We start from the raw sequence: 24188 nt of genomic DNA, 5'->3' as shown, positions 1-24188 counted from the left end.
TAGAGACTATGAAAAAGAAAGCGGAATGGCCGCGCAGGCTGAGGTCGCAGGAATGGTACGGCGGTACGAGCCGCGATGTGATCTATCATCGCGGCTGGCTTAAGAACCAGGGTTATCCGCACGACCTGTTCGACGGTCGGCCGGTGATCGGCATCCTCAACACCTGGTCGGATATGACCCCGTGCAACGGTCATCTCAGAGAGCTCGCCGAGAAGGTCAAGGCGGGCGTATGGGAGGCCGGCGGCTTCCCACTTGAGGTACCGGTGTTCTCAGCATCCGAAAACACCTTCCGTCCGACCGCGATGATGTACCGCAATCTTGCGGCGCTTGCGGTGGAAGAGGCGATCCGCGGCCAGCCGATGGATGGCTGCGTATTGTTGGTCGGCTGCGACAAGACCACGCCATCACTTATCATGGGGGCCGCTTCCTGCGACCTGCCGTCGATCGTCGTCACTGGCGGCCCGATGCTGAACGGCTATTTCCGTGGTGAGCGCGTCGGCTCGGGCACGCATCTGTGGAAGTTTTCCGAAATGGTGAAGGCCGGCGAGATGACGCAGGCCGAATTCCTCGAGGCGGAAGCCTCGATGAGCCGTTCGTCGGGCACCTGCAACACCATGGGTACCGCCTCCACCATGGCTTCCATGGCCGAGGCGCTCGGCATGGCGCTTTCCGGCAACGCCGCGATCCCGGGCGTCGATTCCCGCCGCAAGGTCATGGCGCAGCTGACAGGCCGGCGTATCGTGCAAATGGTCAAGGACGACCTGAAGCCCTCCGAGATCATGACGAAGCATGCCTTCGAAAATGCCATCCGCACCAACGCGGCCATCGGCGGATCGACCAATGCCGTCATCCATCTGCTCGCCATCGCCGGCCGTGTCGGCATCGATCTTTCGCTTGACGACTGGGACCGTTGCGGCCGTGACGTGCCCACCATCGTCAACCTGATGCCGTCGGGCAAGTACCTGATGGAGGAGTTCTTCTATGCCGGCGGCTTGCCGGTGGTGCTGAAGCGCCTCGGCGAGGCGGGCCTCCTGCACAAGGATGCGCTGACGGTATCAGGCGAAACCGTCTGGGACGAGGTCAAGGACGTCGTCAACTGGAACGAAGACGTTATCCTGCCGGCCGAAAAGGCGCTGACAGCTTCGGGCGGCATCGTCGTGCTGCGCGGCAACCTCGCGCCGAAGGGCGCGGTGTTGAAGCCTTCGGCGGCTTCGCCGCATCTGCTGGTGCACCGGGGCAGGGCTGTCGTGTTCGAGGACATCGATGACTACAAGGCCAAGATCAATGACGATAACCTCGATATCGACGAAACCTGCATCATGGTCATGAAGAACTGTGGGCCGAAGGGCTATCCCGGGATGGCCGAGGTCGGCAATATGGGGCTGCCGCCGAAGGTGCTCAAGAAGGGCATCCTCGATATGGTGCGCATTTCCGACGCCCGCATGTCGGGAACGGCCTACGGCACCGTCGTGCTGCACACATCGCCGGAAGCGGCGGTCGGCGGGCCGCTCGCGGTCGTGAAAAACGGCGACATGATCGAGCTGGATGTGCCGAACCGTCGGCTGCATCTCGACGTTTCCGAGGAGGAACTGGCACGGCGGCTCGCCGAATGGCAGCCGAACCATGATCTGCCCACATCCGGTTATGCCTTCCTGCATCAGCAGCATGTCGAAGGGGCCGATACCGGCGCCGACCTCGACTTCCTCAAAGGATGTCGCGGAAATGCGGTCGGCAAGGACAGCCACTAGCGCGGTTCAATCCATAACGAGAAAAAGGCGGGGCACCACCCCGCCTTTTTCTTTGCACTTGTTCAATGCGGAAATGGCCCTATATTCCGTATAGATGTACAGGAGATATAGTCATGTCCAAGACAGTCGGCGCGGCCGAGTTCAAGGCGAAGTGCCTAAACCTTATCGACCAGATGGGGAAGGACGACGAATCTATCGTCATCACCAAGCGCGGCAGGCCGGTTGCCGTGCTTTCGCCGGCACGTGACACGAGCGGACGCAGAAGTATCATCGGCGCGATGAAGGGCAGCGTATTGCGCTATGACGATCCGCTATCTCCGGCTGCTGAAGCAGAAGATTGGGACGCCGTTCGTTGATCGTCATCGACACGCATATCCTCGTCTGGGCAATGCAGGACGATGCGCGCCTCGGATCACAAGCCCGGCGCATCATCGACGAGATGACGGAGAAAAGCCGGATTCTGGTTTCGGCGATTACACCTTGGGAAATCGCCTTGCTTGTTCAGAAGGGACGCCTGGCGCTCGGCGACGATGTCGGTCGATGGATCGATAGCGCATTGTCTCTGCCCGGTATCCAGCTCGCACCGATTGAGCCTTCCATCGCGATAGACAGTGGTCGGCTGCCTGGCGAGTTTCATGCCGATCCCGCCGACCGCATCATCGCTGCAACAGCCCGTTTTCACCGCGTCCCGTTACTTACGGCCGACCAGGCGATCCTCAGCTACGGCGCGCGCGGGCACCTCCAGGTTCTTGCAGCGGGATAGGCTTTGGGTGGAGCCGTCAGTTGCTGTCTTGGGACGGGGCCATGGTATCCGGCGGCCCAAAACAATCCTGCTCTTGCCGTTTGAGACCGCCATGCTGCGATCCTCGTTGGCACCATGTTCGAAGAGCGCACGGATCGCCGCCATTTGCGGCCAATGAAAAATTGACGAACGGCAATTATGACGTGCGCCACACGCCGGAAGCAGGCGGAATTTCGGGACCGTCCGTCTCTATATTCAAGTTCATGTTGGTTTCGGGGGGCTCGGCGGCTATTCTATCGGCCGTTCGCAGGGTGCGGTAAAACTATCTGTACGCTCCGCTCAGCTCTGGCTCTGGCTTTGCATTTGTCCGCCGTCCTCGACCTTCACGGTGACCGACAGCGTTTCGCCCGGCGTGCCGATGCGCATGCCTGAAATCGGCGCGGCGTCGCGATAGCAGAGACCGGAGGCGACTCTGATGTAGCGCGCATCCGGGCAGATCTCGTTGGCGGGATCGAAGCCGACCCAGCCGAGGCCGGGAATATGGGCCTCGGCCCATGCATGGGTCGCAGCCTGTTCGATCTTTTCTTCCATCATCAAATAACCGGAGATGTAACGCGCCGGCACCTGCAGGGCGCGGGCGGCGGCGATGAAAATATGCGCATGGTCCTGGCAGACACCGCTCTTCTTCTCCAGCGCCTGTTCGGCCGTCGTCTCGGTGTTGCTGGTGCCGGGTTTATAATCGACCGTCTGGTGGATTGCTGCCATCAGCGCGTGCATACGGGCGAGCTCGTTATCGCCACCGACGTCCTTGATCAGTTCCTTGACCAGCTTGCCGCCCTTGGTCAATGGCGTGTCGCGCAGGAAGAGCCAAAGCGGGCAGAAGCCGGTATGCGGGCCGGTGACGCCGTTGTTGTCCTCCGTCTCGACCTCGCCTTCGGCAAGGATGCGCGTCACATCCTGCTCGCCTTCCAGCGAGACCAGATTGACGTGATTGCCGTACTGGTCGTCATATTCGACTTCTGGCGTGGCGCCCTCGACGTTCAGCGCCCAGCCGAGCACTTTCTGAGCGGGGCTGGTCGGCGGCGTCAGCCGCAGCCTTTGCAGCGAGAACTGAGTCGGTCCGTCGTAGCGGTATTCGGTGAGGTGGCTGATCTTCAATCTCATATTGTTATCCGCTTATGCATAGAACCGGTAGCCGTCGGAAATTTCCGCGCCGAGCTTGTTATTGCGCGAGACGAAATCCTCCAGGAACTCGTGCAAGCCCTGATCCATGATGTCCCGGATCGCCCTTGTCTGCAGTGTCTTGCGGATTGAATCCGCGGTATCGTGGGCGGGAAGCCGCTCCTCGTAATCCTGGGCGAGATAGCCGAGATTGCTGACGATCTTCTCGTAGCAATAGGCAAGCGAGCGCGGCATCTGGACATTGAGGGTCAGGAAGTCGGCGATGTTCATCGCCCGGTATTCGCCGTCATAGGCCCAGCTATAGGCGCGGTGCGCTGAGACCGAGCGCAGAATCGATTCCCACTGGACGTTGTCGAGAGAGGAACCGACTGATGAAACCGAGGGCAGCAGCACGTAATATTTCACGTCGAGAATGCGGCTGGTATTGTCGGCTCGCTCGATGAAAGTGCCGATGCGGGCAAAATTATAGAGCTCGTTGCGCAGCGTCGAACCATGGAAGGCGCCGCGGATGAGGCCGGCGCGGCGTTTGATGACATCAATCACCTCTGGCATTTCGGCCGCCTTGACTCGCTTTTCGAGCAGCGACTTCAAGTCGATCCAGCATTCGTTGGTCGCCTCCCAGGTCTCCCGCGTCAGCGCCGTGCGCACCATACGGGCATTGTTGCGGCCGGAATCGATGCAAGACATGACGCTCGACGGATTGGTGCGATCGCGCAGGAGATAGTCGATCGCGTCGGCGTTGGTCAGCTTGTTGTGGCCTTCGTCATAAGCCTCGCGCACGCCCGCACTTTGTAGAACGCCATCCCAATTGTCATCGCCGGTGCTGCTGCGGGTCAGCGACATGCGCAACCCCGCATCGATCAGGCGGGCTATATTTTCGGCGCGCTCGATGTAGCGAAACATCCAGTAGAGGCCGTTTGCTGTTCTTCCGAGCATCAGTCCTCCAATACCCAAGTGTCTTTGGTGCCGCCGCCCTGGCTGGAATTGACCACCAGCGAGCCTTGCTTCAGCGCTACACGGGTGAGCCCGCCCGGAATGATCTGTACCCTGTCGGATACAAGCACATAGGGGCGAAGGTCGACGTGGCGCGGAGCAATGCCTTTGTTGACGAGGATGGGCACGGTGGAGAGCGACAGCGTCGGCTGAGCGATGTAATTGTTCGGCTTGGCCTTCAGCTTCTCGGCGAAATCGGCGCGCTCCTTCTTCGATGCGGTCGGGCCGACCAGCATGCCGTAGCCGCCCGAGCCGTGTACCTCCTTGACGACGAGGTCTTCCAGGTGTTCCAGCACATATTTCAGGCTGTCGGCTTCCGAACAGCGCCAAGTCGGCACGTTTTCGAGCAGCGCCTTGCGGCCGGTATAGAATTCGACGATCTCCGGCATATAGGAGTAGATCGCCTTGTCGTCGCAAATGCCGGTGCCTGGCGCATTGGCGATGGTGATGTTGCCAGAGCGGTAGACATCCATGATACCGGGAATGCCGAGCGCGGAATCGGAGCGGAAGGTCAGGGGATCGAGGAAGTCGTCGTCGACGCGGCGGTAGAGCACATCGATCGCCTCGTAACCGCGTGTCGTCCTCATCTTCACCTTGCCGTCGATGACGCGCAGATCCGCGCCCTCAACCAGTTCGACGCCCATCATGTCGGCGAGGAAGGAATGCTCGTAATAGGCGGAATTGTAAATGCCCGGCGTCAGCACGGCGACGCGCGGCTTGCCCTTGCAGCCGGGAGGGGCGAGCGAGGCGAGGCTCTGACGCAGCAGATAGGGATAATCCTCGACGCGCTGCACCTTGTTCTCATGAAAGAGCTCGGGGAACATCTGCATCATGGTTTCCCGGTTTTCCAGCATGTAGCTGACACCGGAGGGCGTGCGCGCATTATCCTCCAGCACGTAAAACTGGTCCTCGCCGGTGCGCACGATGTCGGTGCCGACGATGTGGGTGTAGACGCCGCCGGGCGGTCGGAAACCGATCATTTCGGGAATGAAGGTGACATTGTTCTCGATCAGCTCACGCGGAATGCGGCCGGCGCGGATGATCTCCTGCTTGTGGTAGATATCGTCGAGAAAGGCGTTCAGCGCGATCACCCGCTGCTCGATGCCTTGCGCGAGCCTGCGCCATTCGCGGGCGGAGATGATGCGGGGAATGATGTCGAAGGGGATGAGCTTTTCGGAACTGTCGGCATGGCCGTAGACCGCGAAGGTGATGCCTGTCTTCCGGAAGATGTTTTCCGCATCGCGGGACTTGGCAATCAGATGCGCCCGGTCTTGGCTGTTGTACCACTCGAAGTATTTGTCGTAAGGCGGGCGCGGACTTTCGTCCCCGGTAATCATTTCATCAAATGCCAAAAGCGCGGCTCCCCTTTTTGTTCATTTGAATACAACGCAAATGGCAATGCAAGAACCATGCGCAGTTCGAGGAAAAGATTTTGCGCTGCGAGAAACGGGTGAAAATCTGGGCATTTTAAGTGATGCAGTGCGGCATGATGGATGGGTGATCCCGAGGCTTGCGCAAAATCTGAGCATGTGATCGCTTTTCGTTCGGGCAAGACGGTCGAATATGGTCACGCGCGTAGGCGCCCCGCCGCCCTCCCTCCTTGGTAAACGCCGGCTGGCGCGACCGCCCTGGGTCTCTGCCATCAGCGAAATTTCAAATAAACATCAACGCTTCGCCTTTGACGGCAGCCGCCGGGTGGGGCTATCAGCACGGCGACCCTTCTCTCCCGAGCCGCCCCATGTCCTTCGATCGCCTTGCCCCCGCCGTTTTCGTCCTACTCTGGTCCACGGGCTGGGTAGTGGCGAAATATGCCTCGCTGCATTCCGAGCCCTTCACTTTTCTTTCGATACGTTACGCGCTGTCGGCGGCGGCATTCCTGGCGCTCTGCCTGGTGGTGCGGGCGCAATGGCCGAAAAGTCGGGCGACGGCGCTACGCGCCATCTATTCCGGTTTCTTCCTGCATGGCTTCTATCTCGCCGGTCTCTGGTGGGCCATCGCCAATGGCGTGCCGGCCGGCATATCGGGCATCATCGCGGCGCTGCAGCCGCTGCTGACGGCAATGGCAGCTCCCATCCTCATCGGCGAGCGGCTGCAGCAGGCGCAGAAACTTGGCCTTGCCCTCGGTTTCATCGGCATTGCCATTGCCATTTCGCCGAAGCTGCTCGGCCCAGCGACCGCCGATCTCACACATGCAGCCCTGCCGCTGGCGATTAACCTCGTCGCCATGGCGTCCGTCACCTACGGCACGCTCTATCAGAAGAAGCACCTGCAATCCGGCGACCTCAGAACCATCGCGACTTTGCAATATATCGGCGCGCTGATCCTCACCCTGCCGCTTTCGCTGATGTTCGAGCATCAGCATTTCGACGGCACCGAGCAGGCCTATGGCGCGCTCGCCTGGTCGGTCTTCGGTCTGTCGATGGGCGGCGTCGGGCTGCTGCTTCATCTGATCCGCCGGGGTCAGGTGTCGCGCGCCGCCTCGCTGATCTACCTGATGCCGCCAACGGTCGCTCTCGAAGCCTTCATCGCCTTTGGGGAGCCGCTAACCCTGCCGTTGATCGTCGGCACCGTGGTGGTGGTGACCGGCGTCTATCTCACGAACCGCAAGGCGCTCAGCCAAGACCGGCCCGCGGCGGCGTAGATAACAAAAAGGCCGGAAGATCCCCCGGCCTTTCCGCTTTTTCAGTCGTTCAACTATCAGGCGCGTTCGCGGCGCTGGCCGCCGCCGTTGCGGGAGCCGGAGCCACCGCGACGATTTCCGCCGTTGCCGTCCCGGCGCGGTTCGCCGGCCTGGGCCTGCTGCGGGCCGCGGTCTTCGCCATGCTTGCGGGCCGGACGGCCATGGGCGTGGCGGCTGTTGCCGCGGTGATGGCCGCTCGGTTCGCCATTGGCGTGGGCAGGACGCTGCGGCTTTGCCGAGGGGCGGAAGTCGGAGGTCGAGGCCAGATCGTTGTCAGGACCGAGATTCGGGGCCGCTTCGCCGCGGCGCTGGCCACGGAAATCCTCATTGCGGCCGGTCGGGCGCTCCGGACGCGGACGACGCTCTTCGCCGCCGGCGCGGACTTCGCTGCCTTCACCTTCGAGGCGCGGGCGGCGTTCCTGACGGCTGCCGCGATGCTCCGAACGGTTCTGGTCGCCGCGGCCTTCGCCGCGACCCTGACCTTCGCGACCCTGGCCGCCATTGCGATTGCGGTTATTGCCGTTGCCATTGGCGCGACGGGGCGCGCCGTTCATGTTTGCCGGAGCTTCACCGCTGGCGACAGTGATGTCGATGCCCATCAGGCGCTCGATATCACGCAGCAGCCTGGCTTCATCGGGAGCGCAGAAGGCGATGGCGATACCGTCGCGGCCGGCGCGCGCGGTGCGGCCGATGCGATGGACATAGGCGTCAGGCACTTCAGGCAGATCGTAATTATAGACGTGGCTGACAGCAGGAATGTCGATGCCGCGGGCGGCGACGTCGGTGGCAATCAGCGTCTTGATGCTGCCGTCGCGGAAGGCCTTCAGTGCCCGCTCGCGCTGACCCTGGCTCTTGTTGCCGTGGATCGAGGCGACGGAATAGCCGATGTTTTCGAGATGCTTCATCAGCTTCTCGGCACCGTGCTTGGTGCGCAGGAAGACCATGGCGCGGCCATCGGGGTTTTCGGTCAGCGACTTGCGGAGCAGCTCCGTCTTGTCGTTCTTGCCGGCGACGAAATGCACGTACTGCTCGACCTTGTCGGCAGCCTTACCTGGAGGCGTGACTTCGACCTTGACGGGATCGACGAGATATTCGCCGGCGAGATCGGCGATCGCCTTCGGCATGGTGGCCGAGAAGAGCATGGTCTGGCGCTTTTTCGGCACCATCTTGGCGATCTTGCGCAGATCATGCACGAAGCCGAGGTCGAGCATCTGGTCGGCTTCATCGAGCACCAGATAGCGAACCGCAGTCAGCGTGATCGCGCGGCGATTGACGAGGTCGAGCAAGCGGCCGGGCGTGGCAACGAGAATGTCGGTGCCCTTTTCGAGCTGAAGCTGCTGCTTGTTGATCGAGACGCCGCCGACGACGACATTGATGCGCAGCGACGACTTGCGGATGAACTTCTTCAGGCTCTCGGCGATCTGGTTCACCAGTTCGCGGGTCGGCGCAAGGATCAGCGTCCGCGTCGTGCGGTTGTCGGGACGCCGTTCATCGGCGAGCAGCTTTTCGATCAGCGGCAGGCCGAAAGCGGCGGTCTTGCCGGTGCCTGTCTGGGCAAGGCCGATCAGGTCGCGGCCTTCGAGGAGGAGGGGAATGGCATGTTCCTGGATCGGCGTCGGCGTTTCGATGCCGAGCTGGAACAAAGTAGCGACGATCGGCTTGGAGACACCAAGCGATTCAAAATTAGTCAAGGTATAACCTTTCGGGGCGCCACAATGACTATCGCCGGAACGCACCATGCGATCCGGTTTCATTCTGGCGTCAAGAACCCCGCGTGAAGTGGGAACTTGTGAGTTGGAAAAAGCTTTCCAGCGCTTCTGGCCGCTCATGGGAGTGCGGCGCTCTATCGAAATGCGCTTTTGTCCCTTCTTCCTGCGTCTGTATTTTTCAGCAGGGGCACGCTCACGCGGCGGCCGGAAGGGTGAAAGCTGACCCGCATTTGGGCTAGTTCGCGTGGAAAGTCAAGTGCAGTGCACAAGAAAGCCTCAAGCTGGGTCAGGTGAGGGCATGACGAGGACGAAGCTTTGCGATGCGGTCTCCGCGCCATTGACGAGGATGGCGATGCGATGTTCGCCGGGATAATAGCGTCGCGTGGTGATCGGCCGCATGGCGTGGCGGCGCCCAATTGTATGGCTTTGCCCCGGAGCGAGCATTATCGCCTTGCATTTGAAGACCTTGGGTGAGAGCGAACCGTCGCTCTTCACATGGTGAATGGCGTAGTCGATCATCAGTGACTGCGCTCGCTCGCCGGCGTTTGTCACCCGGATTTCGAAATCCAGCCCTTCGCCGAACATCACCTCTGCATTCTGGAGCCGCAGTTCGCATTCGAGCGAAGCGGTGGCGGCGAAGCCGAAATTGACGAGCGCCTGCGCGTGGCCTTTCTTCAGAAGTGTACGCGAGGCATGTTTCAGCAGCCAGCGGCGTTCGGATGAAGCACCGTCGATATGACTAGCGACGAAGGCGGCGACCAGGTCCGGGTGATCCTTGGCGACGTCGTTCAGGCTGTTGGCCACGGAGCGGCGTACATATTCCTCCGGATCATCCATCAGCGCAGTCAGGATGGGCAGGATCGGTGCCGGATCCTTGACGAGTTGCGGCAGGCGCATCGCCCAGGGCAGGCGCGGCCGCGTTCCCTCGCTCGCCAGCCGTCGCACATGCTGATCGGGATCGTCGACCCAGCCGGAAATGATCGCCAGCGCGCGCTGCTGGTCGCGGTGGATAAAGGGGCGGATGCCGAATTCGGCAGTGAAATGCGGCGTCAGCGCCTTCAGGACATCGAGGCCGAGATCGAAATGATCAAGGCCGCGTGCGGCGATGAACTGATTGACCGGCAGCAGCATCCAGCCTGTCAGTCCAGGCTTGCTTTCCGAGGGGAGGCTTACCTTCAGAATGGCGGCGGCCTCCGGGAAATTGTCGGGAAGCGTTGAGAACAGCGCGTCGCGGATCAGGGCCGATCGCTCCATCAGTTCCAGCGCCTGAAGGCCACCGGTCGCTAGCGTCACGAAGCGGCCCTTGTCGAACGACGGGGAATTGCCGGCGATTCGATCGGCCATTTCGGCGATCAACGCTTCATGCAGCAGGTTCTTGAGCGGTTCCGGCATGCTGATCCTCCTTTGCGCCGGGGACGGATTGGACCGGCGCCGCCGGGAGGTCAAGCGGCGCCGGATGCGATTTCTTCTATTCCGTGCAGACTTTGACGCGGTAGGGGTCGCCCCAATCGTCGTGTCGCCATTCGAGGTGGCAGTAGGACGGCCGGTAATAGGTCCGGTAGACCGGATAGGGGCGATAATAGGGGTAAGCAGGATAGACCGGGTAGGCGGGACGGGCGGCCTCCGACAGCAGAGCGCCACCGACGACGCCGGCTGCAAGGCCGCCCCAGAAGGCATCGCGTGGACGGGCATCGGCAGTGGTGGCGGTGGCGAGCGAGGCGCCGGCAAAGGTCAGGGCGATCAGGCCCGTCGCCATGGTCTTATGAAGAACGGACATGCTATTTTCCTTTCATGGGCATGGCTTCCATAAAGCCATGCCGAGACTCGGCCCGGATCGCGGCAGCGCAATGGCCGCACAAGCCGTTTCGGCATTAAATTTTCGTCATGATTTCAACGGATCCCAACGTCGAAAGAAATTATTGCCGGCGTCCTTTCAGTCTCGTGCAAGCCGGGGCTGGTAATCTCGGATTATCTTCAGCTTGGTGAGCCGGCTTGTAAAATTCCGCTGTCGAAATTTATGGTTAAAACCTTGTTAAAAGCCTTGGCGTTATAGTTTTTGTAGTCGATATTTCGTTCATTGCGGGAGCGATATTTTTGAAATCAGCCGGGGAACTTCTGGAGTTGGCTTGCCGCCGGATCGCTGATCTGGATACCCCGGCCTATGTCAAGAATAGCGAGCTGCGTTATATCGCCGTCAACGAGGCCTATGCCCGTTTCCTCGGCCGCGAGATCTCCGATTTCATCGGCAGGCGCAGCCGCGAGCTTCTCGACCGTCCTGAAGAAGAGGATCGTGAGGACAAGGAGCGCCGCGCACTGGTGTTCGGCACAGAGGAAAACGCCATCTGCTTTGATGCGGCCGGCCTCAGCCATGAGCGTATCCAGATCGAAAGCTTTTCGCCATCGCCGGAGCGAGCCTATGTGCTCGGCATCTTCGAAGTGCGCGAGACGCCACGCCGCGCCCTTGGAGACGGGAAGGGCGCCGACGATCATGGCCTTGCCGGCGATTTCGCCCGCGTGCGCGAGGCGCTGGAAAAGCTCGACCACCCGATCGGCATTTTTGCCGAAGACGGCCGGCCTCTGGTCATCAACGCCGCCTATCGCAACGGCGAGAAACCCGTAGCCCCTACCGATTCGAGCTGGCACGCGAGCGTCGACGAACGAGACCTGCTGCGCACCATCATGGAGGATCTGCCGGTCGCAGTTTTCGTGCGCGACGAGAAACATCACCTCGTCTATGCCAACCAGTATTATGAGACTTTCAGCGGCCACCAGCGCTCGCGGGTGCTGGGAATGACCGAATATGAAATGTTCGGGCCGGAGGGCGGCGAGGCGATCTACCAGGAAAACCGGCTGTCGCTGGAACAAGACCTGTCGCAGGAGCTGGAAGGCGTAATGCCGAGCAAGGATGGCCGCATCCATCCCGTGATCTCGCGAGTCAAGCGTGTCGTGACGGCGGATGGGCGAGCCTATGTCGTCGGCTCCTTTTCTGACATTTCACCGCTCAAGGAGCGGGAGAAGGCACTGATCGAAGCGCGGAAGCAGGAAGAAGTGCTGCACCGGGATATCGAGAATATTCTGCGCTCGCTGCCGGTCGGCGTGCTGATCCTCGATAACGATCACCAGATCCTCTACGTCAACGACGAATTCTACAGCATCTGGGAGCTGCCGCTCGACGACCCCTTTGACGGGCGCCCCTTCATCGACGTCATCCGTCGCAATTATGAGCTCGGTCGCTACGACGGCACGCAGACACCCGAGGAAATCTACGCTTTCCGCAAGCACCTGTTCGAAACCGAGGAGCCCGAGCCGATCGAGCTCGGCTGGGCGGGCGGCAAATCCGTCATCTTCGATAGCCGCCGTATCTCCAACGACCGGATCCTGCTCACCTATGCCGACATCACGGCCGTGCGTGAGCGGGAAAATGAAGTCCACGAGGCCCGCGCCGCGCTGGAACAACTCGGCGAGATGATGCGCGACGCGACCCATGCCATGCCACAGGGCCTGGCCATCGTTCAGGACGGCATTATCAAGCTGTCCAACGAGGCGCTTTCTGACATCTTGCAGATTCCGGCCACCTATCTCGAACCCGGCGAGGGCTGGATTGGCATGTTCGAATTTTGCGCGGCGCGTGGCGATTTCCACGATGCCGCCGCCGAAATCCTGCAGGGCTGGCGCGACAATATCGCGGCCAGGCTGCCGATTTCCACCGTCTTCCATGTCGACGGCGAGCGATGGGTGAACATGGATGCGACGGTCAGCAAGGGGCAGCACTGGGTGGCGCTCTTCACTGACGTCACCGAGCTGAAGAGCCGCGAGGAGGAACTGCGCCAGCTGCTGTCGCGCGCCGAAGCCGCCGATCGCGCCAAATCCGAATTCCTTGCCAATATGAGCCATGAGATCCGCACGCCGATGAACGGCGTGCTTGGGATGGCGGAACTGCTTGCCAAGACCAATCTCGATACGCGCCAGAAGACCTTCGTCGACATTATCGTCAAATCCGGCAATGCGCTGCTGACGATCATCAACGACATCCTCGACTTCTCGAAGATCGACGCCGGGCAGATGAAACTGCGCAAAACCGCCTTCGATATTACCGAAGCGGTGGAGGATGTGGCGACACTCTTGTCCTCGCACGCCGCCGAGAAGAACATCGAACTCCTGGTGCGGGCCGCACCCGATTTGCCCGCAGCCGTGATCGGCGACGCCGGGCGGTTCCGCCAGATTGTCACCAATCTCGTCGGCAATGCCGTCAAGTTCACCGAGCGTGGCCATGTCTTCGTCGATGTCGGCTTCGAGCCGGCCGCCGGCGGCGAGATCATGGCGTGCATCCGTATCGAGGATACCGGGATCGGCATCCCACCGGAGAAGCTCGAATCGGTCTTCGACAAATTCTCGCAGGTGGACGCCTCGTCAACCCGGCGGCATGAAGGAACCGGCCTCGGTCTTGCGATCACCGCCGGGCTGGTCGACCTTTTCGGCGGTTATCTCAACGTTGAAAGCGAATGGGGCAAGGGCTCCGTCTTCACCATCAACCTGCCGTTTGCGGTGGCTGCCGCTCGCCCTGAGCCGAAGCCGTTGCCGATCAACGTGCAGGGTGCGCGTATCCTCGTCGTCGACGACAATGAAGTGAACCGGCGAATCCTCACCGAGCAGCTGTCTCTCTGGGGCTTCGACGGCGTGGCCGCCGAGGGCGGCGGCACCGGGCTTGCGATCCTGGAGGCGGCGGCCGGTCTCGGCATTATCGTCGATGCCGTCGTGCTCGATTATCACATGCCCGATATGAACGGCGCCGATGTCGCGCGCCGGTTGCGCGCCGATCCCCGCTTCGTCGAACTGCCGATCATCTTCCTGACGTCGATGGATATTTCGGGCACGGAGAAGGAATTCGCGGCGCTGAACGGCCATGCGCATCTGATGAAACCGGCGCGCGCCAACGTGCTGCGCAACACCGTCGCCGAGGTGGTGCGCGCCAGCCGCGTCAAACAGGCCTCCGAGGCCGAGATCGCCCGGCTGCAGACGGAAGTGGCCGTGCCCGCGCCGGCGCCCGTGCCGCAGAAGCGGGCCGCTGAATTCGTCGACGTGCTCGTCGCCGAAGACAACGAGGTCAACCAGATCGTCTTCACGCAGATCCTGCAAGGCACGGGTCTTTCCTTCCTCGTCGTCGACAATGGCGAGGAAGCGGTCGCCGCCTGGGAGCGGTATACGCCGCGCATCATCATGATGGACGTCTCGATGCCCGTCATGAACGGCCATCAGGCGACGCAGACGATCCGCGAACGGGAAAAGGGACAAGGCCATCGAGTGCCGATAATCGGCGTCACCGCCCATGCGCTCGAAAGCGACCGCGAACTGTGCCTCGATGCCGGCATGGACGACTACATGTCGAAGCCGATCAGCCCCGAACTGCTCGAGGAAAAAATCCGCCAGTGGCTCGGAACGAGCGAGCAGCAGCCGGAGCGCACCAGCTACTGATTTGAACCTTCGGAAAACAGGATGCTCTCGAAATCCTGGGCGCCGTTGAGGATATGCAGGATCTCGATACGATCCTCGCCAACGCGATAAAAGATCAAATAGTTGCCGTAAGGACGGCGGCGAACGCCGGTGCGTTCGTAACGTGGAACCAATGAAAAACCGTTCGGCGTTTCGGCCAGACGCTCACACCGTTCCAGCAGTTCTTGAATGAAGCTTGGCGCCCGCTGCGGATTGTCCTCAGCGATATAGTCGCCAATACGTTCGAGATCCGCCTCCGCCTGGGCGGTGATGAGGACGATCACGAACGGCCGTCATATTTGGCCGCAAGGCGGGCGGCGACATCGCTGATGGGCTTGAAGCGACCTGCTTTCGCGTCGGCGATCCCCTGGCTGATTGCCAGATCGAGCGCCATCAACCGTTTTTCCCGCTCCTCGACAAGCCGGACACCTTCCCGCAGAACTTCACTGCGAGAGTTGTAACGCCCCGATTTCACAAGTTCGTTCACATAGTTTTCGAGTTGCTGTCCAAGATTCGCGCTGCTGGCCATACTGGTTCCTCTCGGACTATTATCGCACAGAGTGATAACTGTTAGCAACTCAGCCGTTTGAATCGATCGCACTTGCCCGAGTTTACTTGATGCCGCAGAGCATTTCGCGCTTGCCGGCAAAGCCCTTGCGGCGCTCGACGGCAAAACCTGCAGCGATGAGATTGCGGCGCACGAAGCCGGCCGCCGCATAGGTGGCGAAAGTGCCGCCGGCTGCGCTTTTCTCGCAGACGAGCCGCATCAGTTCTTCCGACCACATATCGCTGTTGCGCGACGGGGCGAAGCCGTCGAGATACCAGGCGTCGAAGCCGGGTTTGGCCTCTGCAACGCCATCGAGTGCGCGGCCGCAGATCACGCTGAGCGTCGTCTGAGAATCGAGGTTCAGCGAGACGGTGCCAGCAGGCGCTTGCGGCCAAGCCGCCGTCAGCGATCCGCGTTCGACATCGATCTCCGGCCAATGCGACAGCGCCCTGCCGATTTCTTCGCTGCGCATCGGATAAAGTTCGAAGGAGATGAAATGCAGGTGCTGGCCGTTCGCACGATGGAGCTTCCATTGCCGCCAGGTTTCAGTGAAGTTCAGGCCGGTGCCGAAGCCGAGTTCTCCGATCTGGAATCTCTGCCGCCCATTCCAGCGCTCCGGCAGGCCGTTGCCGGCGAGAAAAACGTGGCCGCATTCCAGCCGCCCATCGGTCTGGCAATAAAAATGATCGCCAAAGGCGGTGGAATAGGGCATATCGCCGTCGCGCCATTCGAGCGGCTGCGGCGCGCCCGCGCCAATCTGATCGGGGTTCACGTCTGTCATGGAAAAAGCCGATAGTCCTCAGCCGGTCTCAGGTCAATCGTCCTTAGAATTGCTGATTGTCGGCGGCGGCATCATGGGGCTCTGGGCGGCCGTCCATGCCGAACGCCGGGGCATCCGTGCTCTAATCGCTGACGCCGGCAGGTTGGGCGAAGGTGCAAGTGGTGGCCTGCTCGGCGCGCTGATGCCGCATATGCCGGACCGGTGGTCGGAGAAGAAGCAGTTCCAGTTCGATGCGCTGGTCTCGCTCGAAGCCGAAATCACAGCGCTCGAAGCGGAGACCGGGCTTTCCGCCGGGTATAACAGGTCCGGACGGCTGATCCCGCTGCCGAAGCCGCATCTCAACAAAATAGCGCGTGGCCATTTTGAGGACGCCGAACGCCATTGGCGGGCGGGTGACCGCCGCTTCCACTGGCATGTGCTCGACGGCCTTGATATGGACGGTTGGATCGAGGCGTCTGCCGGCGAGAGCGGCTTCGTACACGACACACTCGCCGCCCGCGTTGCGCCCCGCTTGCTGATCGCAGCGCTCATCGCCTTCCTGCGGCGGGCAAAGCATGTTCGCGTCCAGGAGAATGCGGCGATTGCCGGCCTCGACCCCGATCGCGGCATGGCCGAAATAAACGGCGAAACCATCGTTTTCAGTCACTGCATCCTGGCCGCCGGCCATCAGTCCTTTCCGTTGTTGCAGGTCCTGACGCCGGGGCTGAAACAGCCGCTCGGCCAGGCGGTCAAGGGGCAGGCAGCGCTATTGAAAGCCGATATCGACCCGGCGCTGCCGACGATCTTCCTCGACGGGCTCTATGTCGTCGCGCACGAGGGCGGGCAAGCGGCAATCGGCAGCACCAGCGAGAACCGTTTTGACGACCCGACGTCGACCGACGCCCAGCTCGATATGCTGATCGAGGCGGCGCGCGGCATCGTGCCATCTCTTCGCGACGCCCCCGTTGTCGAGCGCTGGGCCGGGCTTCGCCCAAAGGCGATAGACCGGGATCCGATGATCGGCCGCCATCCCGAACATCCACGCCTGATCGCGCTGACCGGCGGCTTCAAAGTCAGCTTCGGCCTCGCCCACCGGCTGGCGGAGGCGGCGATATGTATCGCAGACGATGCAGACTGCGGATTTTTGCTGCCGGAAAGCTTCGCAATCTCAAGCCACATCGCGGCGGCTTCACGTTAAACGTGAATTAGGCGCTGCTTCGTTTCGTTATTCTGTCATGCAAATCACCTATCTGCTTGCGCATCGACAGCGCCGGATCTGAACGGCGCTTACTTCCTTGATGGAGGAAATTGCATGCGCTATGCCATTTGCTTCACGCCTCCGGCGAGCGACCTGTTGTCGCTCGTGGCCGCCAATTGGCTTGGCCGAAACGTGTTTTCGGGCGATATGATGGAGCCTCCGGCAGTTCGTGGCCTCGGTATTCACGAGATCGCCTTCCATACCGCCGTGCCCCGGCGCTACGGTTTTCATGGCGTCTTGAAAGCGCCATTTCAGCTGTCCAACGACATGTCCGAATCGCAACTCCTGCGCGATCTGATGCGTTTTTCCGGGACCTTCGTTCCCTTTCAGATTCCGCGTATCGAAGTCGCCCGGCTCGGCAATTTCTACAGCTTGCTGCCGAGCACGCCTTGCGAGCAGATCCAGTATCTCGCCTCGGCGATCGTGCAGGAATTCGATCGTTTCCGCGCACCGCTCAGCGAGGCCGAGATCGAACGCAGTGATCCGGACGGGCTATCGGCGGCACAGTTTGCCAACCTTCATCGCTGGGGCAATCCCTATGTGATGGAAGAGTTCCGCTTTCATATGCCGGTGACAGGCCTCGTCAACGCGATCGACATGCCGCGCATCGAGCCGGCGCTGCGGACGATCTTCGAGCCTGTCTTGAGTGAGCCGGTCACGGTTTCGAACGTGGCGCTGATGATCGAGGAGGGCACGGGCGGCCCTTTCCGCGTTCATTCGCTGCATCCGATGGGTAAGGTCAGCGCGCGCAGGATCGCCTGACGAACCAATGCCTCAAAGGTTGGCGCCGGAGCGCCGGCGTTCGGACAGAACTCCGTTGCGCAGTTTCCGGCTCGACATTCCGGCTACGGATGCTACCGTTTCCTCTGTCTTTTCAGAGGGTGATTTAATGGTATCCGAGACTTATCCGCGCAATCTTGTCGGCTATGGGCGCCTGACGCCCGATCCGAAATGGCCGGACGAGGCGCGTGTCGCCGTGCAGTTCGTCATCAACTACGAGGAAGGCGGCGAAAGCTCGATCCTCGACGGCGATGCGGCCTCCGAAAACCTGCTATCGGAGATCGTCGGCGCGGCCGCCTGGTCGGGACAGCGCAACCTCAACATGGAATCGATCTACGAATATGGTTCGCGTGCTGGCTTCTGGCGGCTTTGGCGGATGTTCACAGATCTCAACGTGCAAGCGACCGTCTACGGCGTGACGCTGGCGATGGCCCGCAACCCCGAGGCCGTCGCCGCGATGAAGGAGGCCGGTTGGGAGATCGCCAGCCACGGCTACCGTTGGCTGGAATACAAGGATTTTCCCGAGGATCTGGAGCGCAAGCATATCCTCGAAGCGGTGCGCCTGCATACCGAACTTACCGGTGAGCGGCCCTATGGCATGTATCAGGGCAAGCCTTCCGACAATACGCTTCGGCTGGTGCAGGAGGAGGGCGGTTTCCTCTATTCCTCCGATTCCTATGCCGACGACCTGCCTTACTGGGTGAAGGGCGTCGACGGGAAACCCTTCCTGATCATCCCCTATACGCTCGAAACCAACGACATGCGTTTTGCCACGCCGCAGGGCTTCAATGCCGGCGATCAGTTCTTCACCTATCTAAAGGACGCCTTCGACACGCTTTACGAGGAAGGCAAGGCGGGCAGCCCGAAGATGATGTCGGTCGGCCTGCATTGCCGCCTCGTCGGGCGCCCGGGCCGGGCGGCGGCGTTGAAGCGCTTCATCGAATATGTACTGAAGCACGACAAAGTCTGGATTCCGCGCCGCATCGAGATCGCCGAGCACTGGCACAAGCACCATCAGCCGGAAGCGCTGTGATGATGTCGCGCGAGGATTTCGTCTCCCGCTTCGGCGGCGTCTTTGAACATTCGCCTTTCATCGCCGAGCGCGCCTATGACGCCGGCCACGTGACGGAGCCACTGGCGGCAGCCGGTGTGCATGCGGCCCTTGCCGCCATCTTCCGGGCGGCAAGCCCGCAGGAGCGTCTCGGGGTGCTCTGCGCCCATCCCGATCTTGCCGGGCGCCTTGCCATCTCTGGCGATCTCACGGAAGACAGCCGGAAGGAGCAGTCCGGCGCCGGTCTCGACCGCCTGAACCCGGCCGAACATGCCCGCTTCACCGAACTCAATTCGGCCTATGTCGAAAAATTCGGCTTTCCCTTCATCATCGCCGTCAAGGGGCTTACAAAGGACGACATCCTGTCGGCGTTCGAAGCGCGGATCGGCAATGGCCGAGACGAAGAATTGGCGACCGCGGCCGCGCAAGTCGAGCGGATCGCGCTGCTGCGCCTGACATCGATGCTGCCGGAGGCTGAATGAAAGAGCGGCGAGCGATCGACTATCTCAATGAGATGTATGAGGCGGCATCCGAAGCGCTGACCTTCGTCGGCGGAATGGATGAGGCTGCGTTTACCGGGGACAAGCTCACCTTCAAGGCGGTTGTCTTTTGCCACTTCACCATCGGTGCGGCGGCGTCCCGCCTGCTGGTGACACATCCGGAATTTGCGACCGAGCATCCCGACTTGCGGTGGACGAAAATCTGCGGCACGGGCAACCGTATCCTCGACGATCTCTTCGATCTCGATCCCTCCGAGATCTGGGAGGCGACGTATCGCACACTGCCGGAGCTTCTCTCCGCGATCGATGCCATCCGTCACTGGCATGCGCAAGGCGAGTGAAGTCATGCCCGATTTTCTCGGCATCCGCCCGCTCACCCGATCCGCCTTTGCTCCCTTCGGCGAGGTGATCGAGGCCGATCCGGCCGCAATGCGGCTCATCAATGGCGGCACAACGGAGCGTTTCCATGCACTCGCCGCCACTGAGGCGACGGGCGAGGATGCGCGCGTCGTCATCAACCTCTTTCGCGGCCAGCCGCGTAGCTTCCCCTATGAAGTCACCATGATGGAGCGCCATCCTTTCGGCAGCCAGAGTTTCTCGCCGGTCTCGGGCCGTCCTTTTCTCGTCGTCGTCTCCGAGGATGAGAACGGCCGCCCGGGCAGGCCGCAGGTGTTTCTGGCGCGCGGCGACCAGGGGGTGAACTATCGCCGCAACGTCTGGCATCATCCGCTGATGGCGCTTGGCCAAGTCTCAGATTTCCTGGTCGTCGACCGCGACGGACCGGGCAACAATCTGGAAGAATTCTTTTTCGAAACCCCCTATATCATCGAAGAGCCAGCCCCATGACCGGACTGACCACGCATGTTCTCGACACCGCTCTCGGCAAGCCGGCCGAAGGCTTGAGGATCGATCTTTTCCAGCTCGACGGCGAGATTCGCAGGCATCTGAAGACGGTGGAGACCAATGCCGACGGCCGGGTTGATGGCGGCCCTATCCTCATTGGTGAAAATTTTCGAGCCGGTACCTACGAACTGGTCTTCCACGCCGGCGATTATCTGAGGGCCAGCGGCACGCCGCTGTCGCATCCCGCCTTCCTCGATCTCGTGCCGATCCGCTTCGGCATTGCCGACGTCACGGCGCACTACCATGTGCCGTTGCTGATATCGCCCTATGGTTATTCTACTTACCGAGGGAGCTAGAGCCTTTCCCGGTCAGATTGCAGCATTCTGCCGGAGCAGGTTTTCGTCGGGGCAGAGGCGATTGGCGAAGGGCATACTTCGTGGTAGGTCCGAGCCGATCGCCTCTGCCCTGGCGGAAAGATGCCCGGCCCTTCGGGTTGGCTGAAACGGGCCGGCTAATCGACCGGCCGGCTTGGCCGTAGAGCTTGGCTACGACGCGCGCCGGCAGGTCGACCATCCGACTCCGTTTGAGCCAACAGAATGCTTCAATCTGACCAGGAAAGGCTCTAGAAATGCGGTTTGCAGCAATTGCCGATATCCACGGAAACCATCTGGCGCTCGAGGCAGTGCTTGCTGATATCCGCGCGCAAGGCGTCGAGGAGTTCGTCAATCTCGGCGATTTCTTCAGCGGCCCGCTCGAAGCCGGCAGGACGGCAGACCTGCTGATGCCGCTCGGCCTGACGTCGGTCCGCGGCAATCACGACCGCTATCTGATCGAGCAGGATCCGGCCTCCATGCATGCTTCGGATGCCGCCGCCTACCGGCAATTGACGCCATCCCATCTCGACTGGCTGCGCGGCCTGCCGTCCGATACCGTTTATAGCGGCGAGGTCTATCTCTGTCACGCGACGCCGAAGGACGACAATCTCTACTGGATGGAATCGGTTTCGCCGGAGGGCTTCGTCTTCCTGAAGCCGATCGAAGCGATCGAGGCGCTGGCCGAAGGCATCGACCTGCCGCTGATCCTCTGCGGCCACAGCCACATTCCCCACGCCGTGCGGCTTTCCGATGGCCGCCTCATCGTCAATCCCGGCAGCGTCGGATGCCCGGCCTATGACGACGAGCTGCCCTATTACCACAAGGTGGAGGCTGGCCATCCGCTGGCGAGTTATGCCATTCTGGAAACGACGGCGGGCGGATGGACATGGCAGTTCCGAACCGTCGCCTATGACCACATGGCGATGTCGGCACTGGCCGCCGAAAGGGGCCGTGCCGACTGGGCGAGCGCGCTGGCAATGGGTTGGGTGAGATAGAGCATGATGCCGAAAATTGTGAGCAGTTTTCAGGCGACATCATGCTCTAACTGTTTAATTTAGAACAGAATTCAGATTTTATGCCGAACCGGCCTAAAATCATCCTGTTCTAGTCCAGACCCGCTTGCGCGGCGATCAGTCCTTCTTTGGTGCCGGCTTCGGCGCCGGAGGGATGATCGTTTGTGTCGGGGCTGCGGCCGGTATTGCCGGCTTTGCCGGGGCGGGCGTTGCCGGTCTTGCCGGTTTTGCTCCATCGAGATTTCCCAGAAGGGATGAGATGGCATCGTCGCCCTCGAAGCCGGCTTCCTTCAGCAATTTGTCGAGAATCGGTTTGTTCGCCTGGTAGGAGAGGAGCTGGCCGGCCAGTCCTTCGCCAAGCCCGATACCGTTTCCGCCGGTCGCTCCATTTCCGCGACCGAGCATGCCGCCGGTGTCGAATATCCTGATATCGGAGATTTTCTCGATCGGCTTGACCGCTTCGGCGAGCGCCTGCGGAATGATGCGGATCCGTTCGCGGGTGATCTCGAACTCGATGATAGCAGAGCTCAGCTTGTTGCGCGCGTCGTTGAGCAATGCCTCGCTCTCGGCCGCGGCCTTGCCGGTTTCGAGAATGCCCTTGGCCTTGATGATCGCCGCATCCGCCTCGGCGGTTGCGAGCGTCTTAATGGCTTCGGCCTGGTCGCTTGCCGCCTGTTTTTCGGCTTCGGCACCGACGGTGACGGCAGTCGCTTCCGTCTCGGCTTTCTTGCGTGCGTCGATGACGGCAATCTGCTTTTCGCGTTCGGCAATCTCGATCGCCTTGGCGGTGCCGACCTTTTCTTCTGCTGCTATCGCCAGCGCGCGGGCCGTTTCAGCCGCTGCCTTCGCCTCGGATTCTTCACGGCTCTTGTTGGCAACGGCGATCGCGCTCTCCTGTGCCACGATCTGGAGGTCACGCTTGGCTTCGGTTTCGCGTTGCTGGACGGCACGGGCGGCATCGATGTTGGCGCTTTCGCGAGCTTGTTTGGCAGATGCCTCGCGTTCGGCGATCGCCTGTTCGGAAGCGATTCGGGCTTCCTCCTCGGCGCGTTTTGCGGCCTGCTCCTGCTGCGCGGTTTCGGCGCGTGTCGCCGCGGATTTGTTGGCGATGTCTCGTTCCTGGCTGAGTTCGGCTTCCCGCTTGGTCCGCTCGATGGTCAGCGATTGCTGACGGGCCTCGAGATCCTTCTGGGCGATGGCGACTTCGGTGTCGCGAACGATCTCGTTTCGCTCCTTCTTGCGTCCCTCGGTGATGCGGGTCAATGCCGCGAGGCCCTGCGCGTCGAAGAAGTTGTTGGCGTTGAAATGCTTGATGTCGGTCTGGTCGAGGCGTGTCAGCGACACGGATTCGAGTTCGAGGCCGTTCGACTGAAGATCGGCGCCGACAGCTTCCTGCACGGCCTTGACGAAATCCATGCGCTGTTCCTGCAGCGCGTCGAGATTCATCGTCGCGGCCACCGAGCGAAGGCCGTCGACGAATTTCGCCTCGATCAGGATGCGGAGAGCCTCGGCGTCGTTGGTGCGGTTGCCGAGTGTCTGAGCTGCAAGCGCAATCGAGGAGGCATCGGGTTTCACGCGTACATAGAACTCGGCGCCGATATCAACGCGCATGCGGTCCTTGGTGATCAGTGCATCGCCTTCGCCGCGGCGAACCTCGAGCCGCAGTGTCTTTAGGTTAACCCGAGCGGTCGAATGGAAGATCGGCAGAACGACCGAACCGCCGTCGAGCACGACCTTCTGGCCGCCGAGACCGGTGCGCACATAGGCCTCGTCGCGGCTGGAGCGCGTGTAAAGCGAGGCGAGGACAAAACCGATGCCGAAGATCAGAACAATCCCAATGCCGGCTGGTAGAATAACGTCGTACATCATTGCTGCTCCCTGAAAGATTGATTGTCCGCATCGGCGGGGTCAACCGGCGCGGGAATGGCGATAAACACATTTGCCTTGTGATCGACTAGAAGTACCGAAGCGCCGATCGCGAGGGGACCTTCGCCCTTGGCGGCTCGGGCTCGAAGCACATGCCAGTTTCCATGCTGATCCTTGACGCGGACGCGGCCCGGCAGCCCCTGATCGAGCGGGCCGATCGAAACCTCGGCGGTCCGGCCGAGCAGGGCGTCGAGATCGACCGCATAGGTCTCGTCGTGTGGTACGATACGCGCCACGGTTCTGCTCGATGCCCTGACCATGGGGATGGTTGCCAGCGCGGCAGGTATGACGGCTATCAAGCTTGGCAGTGGCGCCCAGAAGGCGTTGGCGACGGCCTGCAACGCAAAGCCCGTCATCGCGAACAAGCCGAGCGTCAGCATCATGAGAATCAGCAGGGGAACACCGCCGAGATTGAGCCAGGAAAGGTAAGCCAGGATGCCGTCATGGCCATGAACCTCCGGCTTTCCCAGAAATTCCGTCATCGAAAAGCCCATGACCATCGCGAGCATCTCGATCGCGGTCAGGCCGACAAGGATAGTTGCGGCGATGGCGAAGGGCGCACATTCCGGTGAGAAAAGGAGCTCCATCGGCG

At 61.3% G+C, this 24188-nt stretch carries 24 protein-coding genes; 13 read left to right on the top strand and 11 right to left on the bottom strand.

The window, feature by feature from the left end:
- The first annotated feature begins 8 nt into the window (after positions 1 to 8).
- From araD to N2A41_RS15815, 3 genes are all read left to right on the top strand, one after another.
- Positions 9 to 1748, top strand: coding sequence for an L-arabinonate dehydratase (araD, locus tag N2A41_RS15825; protein ID WP_162116441.1), 1740 nt, complete (start codon positions 9 to 11; stop codon positions 1746 to 1748).
- Between the two features lie 113 nt (positions 1749 to 1861).
- On the top strand, positions 1862 to 2104 hold the full coding sequence (locus tag N2A41_RS15820) for a type II toxin-antitoxin system Phd/YefM family antitoxin (protein WP_017965461.1): 243 nt from the start codon (positions 1862 to 1864) through the stop codon (positions 2102 to 2104).
- Positions 2101 to 2511, top strand: coding sequence for a type II toxin-antitoxin system VapC family toxin (locus tag N2A41_RS15815; RefSeq protein WP_260109208.1), 411 nt, complete (start codon positions 2101 to 2103; stop codon positions 2509 to 2511). The genes N2A41_RS15820 and N2A41_RS15815 overlap by 4 nt, the downstream gene beginning before the upstream one ends.
- Before the next feature lie 318 nt (positions 2512 to 2829).
- On the opposite strand, the gene N2A41_RS15810 is transcribed toward N2A41_RS15815, so the two are convergent.
- The 3 genes from N2A41_RS15810 to N2A41_RS15800 are packed head-to-tail and all read right to left on the bottom strand — an operon-like array spanning position 2830 to position 6017.
- Positions 2830 to 3654 (bottom strand): transglutaminase family protein, encoded by an 825-nt coding sequence (locus N2A41_RS15810; protein WP_260109207.1) that lies wholly within the window; start codon positions 3652 to 3654, stop codon positions 2830 to 2832.
- Between the two features lie 12 nt (positions 3655 to 3666).
- The gene (locus tag N2A41_RS15805; RefSeq protein ID WP_017965458.1) at positions 3667 to 4608 is read right to left on the bottom strand and encodes an alpha-E domain-containing protein; all 942 of its coding nucleotides are present in this window, start codon (positions 4606 to 4608) and stop codon (positions 3667 to 3669) included.
- Positions 4608 to 6017 carry a circularly permuted type 2 ATP-grasp protein gene (locus N2A41_RS15800; RefSeq protein WP_017965457.1) on the bottom strand — a complete coding sequence of 470 codons (1410 nt, stop codon included), beginning with the start codon at positions 6015 to 6017 and terminating at the stop codon, positions 4608 to 4610. The genes N2A41_RS15805 and N2A41_RS15800 overlap by 1 nt, the downstream gene beginning before the upstream one ends.
- A gap of 386 nt (positions 6018 to 6403) precedes the next feature.
- Between N2A41_RS15800 and N2A41_RS15795 the strand changes: the two genes are divergently transcribed.
- Entirely contained in the window at positions 6404 to 7306 is a 903-nt protein-coding gene (locus N2A41_RS15795) for a DMT family transporter (RefSeq protein ID WP_170279032.1), read from the top strand.
- Positions 7307 to 7362: 56 nt separating this feature from the next.
- On the opposite strand, the gene N2A41_RS15790 is transcribed toward N2A41_RS15795, so the two are convergent.
- The 3 genes from N2A41_RS15790 to N2A41_RS15780 form a co-directional block, all read right to left on the bottom strand.
- The gene (locus N2A41_RS15790) at positions 7363 to 9084 is read right to left on the bottom strand and encodes a DEAD/DEAH box helicase (RefSeq protein ID WP_260111057.1); all 1722 of its coding nucleotides are present in this window, start codon (positions 9082 to 9084) and stop codon (positions 7363 to 7365) included.
- A gap of 246 nt (positions 9085 to 9330) precedes the next feature.
- The gene (locus tag N2A41_RS15785; protein WP_260109206.1) at positions 9331 to 10446 is read right to left on the bottom strand and encodes a DNA alkylation repair protein; all 1116 of its coding nucleotides are present in this window, start codon (positions 10444 to 10446) and stop codon (positions 9331 to 9333) included.
- A 76-nt stretch (positions 10447 to 10522) separates the two neighbouring features.
- Positions 10523 to 10831 (bottom strand): hypothetical protein, encoded by a 309-nt coding sequence (locus tag N2A41_RS15780; RefSeq protein ID WP_017965453.1) that lies wholly within the window; start codon positions 10829 to 10831, stop codon positions 10523 to 10525.
- A 317-nt stretch (positions 10832 to 11148) separates the two neighbouring features.
- Here N2A41_RS15780 and N2A41_RS15775 point away from each other — a divergent pair, with 317 nt between their 5' ends.
- Positions 11149 to 14526, top strand: coding sequence for a PAS domain-containing hybrid sensor histidine kinase/response regulator (locus N2A41_RS15775; RefSeq protein ID WP_260109205.1), 3378 nt, complete (start codon positions 11149 to 11151; stop codon positions 14524 to 14526).
- Here N2A41_RS15775 and N2A41_RS15770 read toward each other — a convergent pair.
- The 3 genes from N2A41_RS15770 to mnmD all read right to left on the bottom strand — a co-directional run bounded on the left by N2A41_RS15770 (position 14520) and on the right by mnmD (position 15872).
- Positions 14520 to 14828, bottom strand: a complete 309-nt coding sequence (locus N2A41_RS15770; protein WP_260109204.1) for a type II toxin-antitoxin system RelE/ParE family toxin — start codon at positions 14826 to 14828, stop codon at positions 14520 to 14522. The genes N2A41_RS15775 and N2A41_RS15770 overlap by 7 nt on opposite strands.
- Complete coding sequence (locus N2A41_RS15765) at positions 14825 to 15073, bottom strand: type II toxin-antitoxin system ParD family antitoxin (RefSeq protein ID WP_017965450.1); 249 nt, start codon at positions 15071 to 15073, stop codon at positions 14825 to 14827. Before N2A41_RS15765 ends, N2A41_RS15770 begins: the two co-directional genes overlap by 4 nt.
- An 82-nt stretch (positions 15074 to 15155) precedes the next feature.
- Positions 15156 to 15872, bottom strand: a complete 717-nt coding sequence (gene mnmD / locus N2A41_RS15760) for a tRNA (5-methylaminomethyl-2-thiouridine)(34)-methyltransferase MnmD (protein WP_260109203.1) — start codon at positions 15870 to 15872, stop codon at positions 15156 to 15158.
- On the opposite strand from mnmD, the gene N2A41_RS15755 reads away from it, so the two are divergent.
- From N2A41_RS15755 to N2A41_RS15720, 8 genes are all read left to right on the top strand, one after another.
- Positions 15871 to 17049: an NAD(P)/FAD-dependent oxidoreductase gene (locus tag N2A41_RS15755; RefSeq protein WP_260109202.1), complete on the top strand. Its 1179-nt coding sequence runs from the start codon at positions 15871 to 15873 to the stop codon at positions 17047 to 17049. The two genes, mnmD and N2A41_RS15755, sit on opposite strands and share 2 nt — an antisense overlap.
- A gap of 114 nt (positions 17050 to 17163) precedes the next feature.
- Positions 17164 to 17871, top strand: a complete 708-nt coding sequence (locus N2A41_RS15750; RefSeq protein ID WP_260109201.1) for a DUF1045 domain-containing protein — start codon at positions 17164 to 17166, stop codon at positions 17869 to 17871.
- Between the two features lie 127 nt (positions 17872 to 17998).
- Positions 17999 to 18922, top strand: a complete 924-nt coding sequence (gene puuE, locus N2A41_RS15745) for an allantoinase PuuE (protein ID WP_170260613.1) — start codon at positions 17999 to 18001, stop codon at positions 18920 to 18922.
- A complete protein-coding gene (gene uraD / locus N2A41_RS15740) occupies positions 18922 to 19422 on the top strand; it encodes a 2-oxo-4-hydroxy-4-carboxy-5-ureidoimidazoline decarboxylase (protein WP_017965445.1) in 501 nt (166 codons plus the stop codon). The genes puuE and uraD overlap by 1 nt, the downstream gene beginning before the upstream one ends.
- Entirely contained in the window at positions 19419 to 19781 is a 363-nt protein-coding gene (locus tag N2A41_RS15735) for a HepT-like ribonuclease domain-containing protein (RefSeq protein WP_017965444.1), read from the top strand. Before uraD ends, N2A41_RS15735 begins: the two co-directional genes overlap by 4 nt.
- Entirely contained in the window at positions 19765 to 20286 is a 522-nt protein-coding gene (locus N2A41_RS15730) for an ureidoglycolate lyase (protein ID WP_441005716.1), read from the top strand. Before N2A41_RS15735 ends, N2A41_RS15730 begins: the two co-directional genes overlap by 17 nt.
- Entirely contained in the window at positions 20283 to 20639 is a 357-nt protein-coding gene (gene uraH, locus N2A41_RS15725) for a hydroxyisourate hydrolase (protein WP_260109199.1), read from the top strand. The genes N2A41_RS15730 and uraH overlap by 4 nt, the downstream gene beginning before the upstream one ends.
- A gap of 272 nt (positions 20640 to 20911) precedes the next feature.
- Positions 20912 to 21652: a metallophosphoesterase family protein gene (locus N2A41_RS15720; RefSeq protein ID WP_260109198.1), complete on the top strand. Its 741-nt coding sequence runs from the start codon at positions 20912 to 20914 to the stop codon at positions 21650 to 21652.
- Between the two features lie 135 nt (positions 21653 to 21787).
- Here the strand turns inward: N2A41_RS15720 and N2A41_RS15715 are convergent, their stop codons facing one another.
- On the bottom strand, positions 21788 to 23539 hold the full coding sequence (locus N2A41_RS15715) for a flotillin family protein (protein WP_222387037.1): 1752 nt from the start codon (positions 23537 to 23539) through the stop codon (positions 21788 to 21790).
- Positions 23536 to 24183, bottom strand: a complete 648-nt coding sequence (locus N2A41_RS15710) for an OB-fold-containig protein (RefSeq protein ID WP_017965440.1) — start codon at positions 24181 to 24183, stop codon at positions 23536 to 23538. The genes N2A41_RS15715 and N2A41_RS15710 overlap by 4 nt, the downstream gene beginning before the upstream one ends.
- Between the last annotated feature and the right edge of the window lie 5 nt (positions 24184 to 24188).

This window comes from Rhizobium sp. SRDI969 (genome assembly GCF_025152725.1).
In the GTDB taxonomy this organism is placed as follows: Bacteria; Pseudomonadota; Alphaproteobacteria; order Rhizobiales; family Rhizobiaceae; genus Rhizobium; species Rhizobium leguminosarum_I.
The sequence above is the reverse complement of the archived record's forward strand: the minus strand, read 5'-3'. Positions and strand labels throughout refer to the sequence as shown.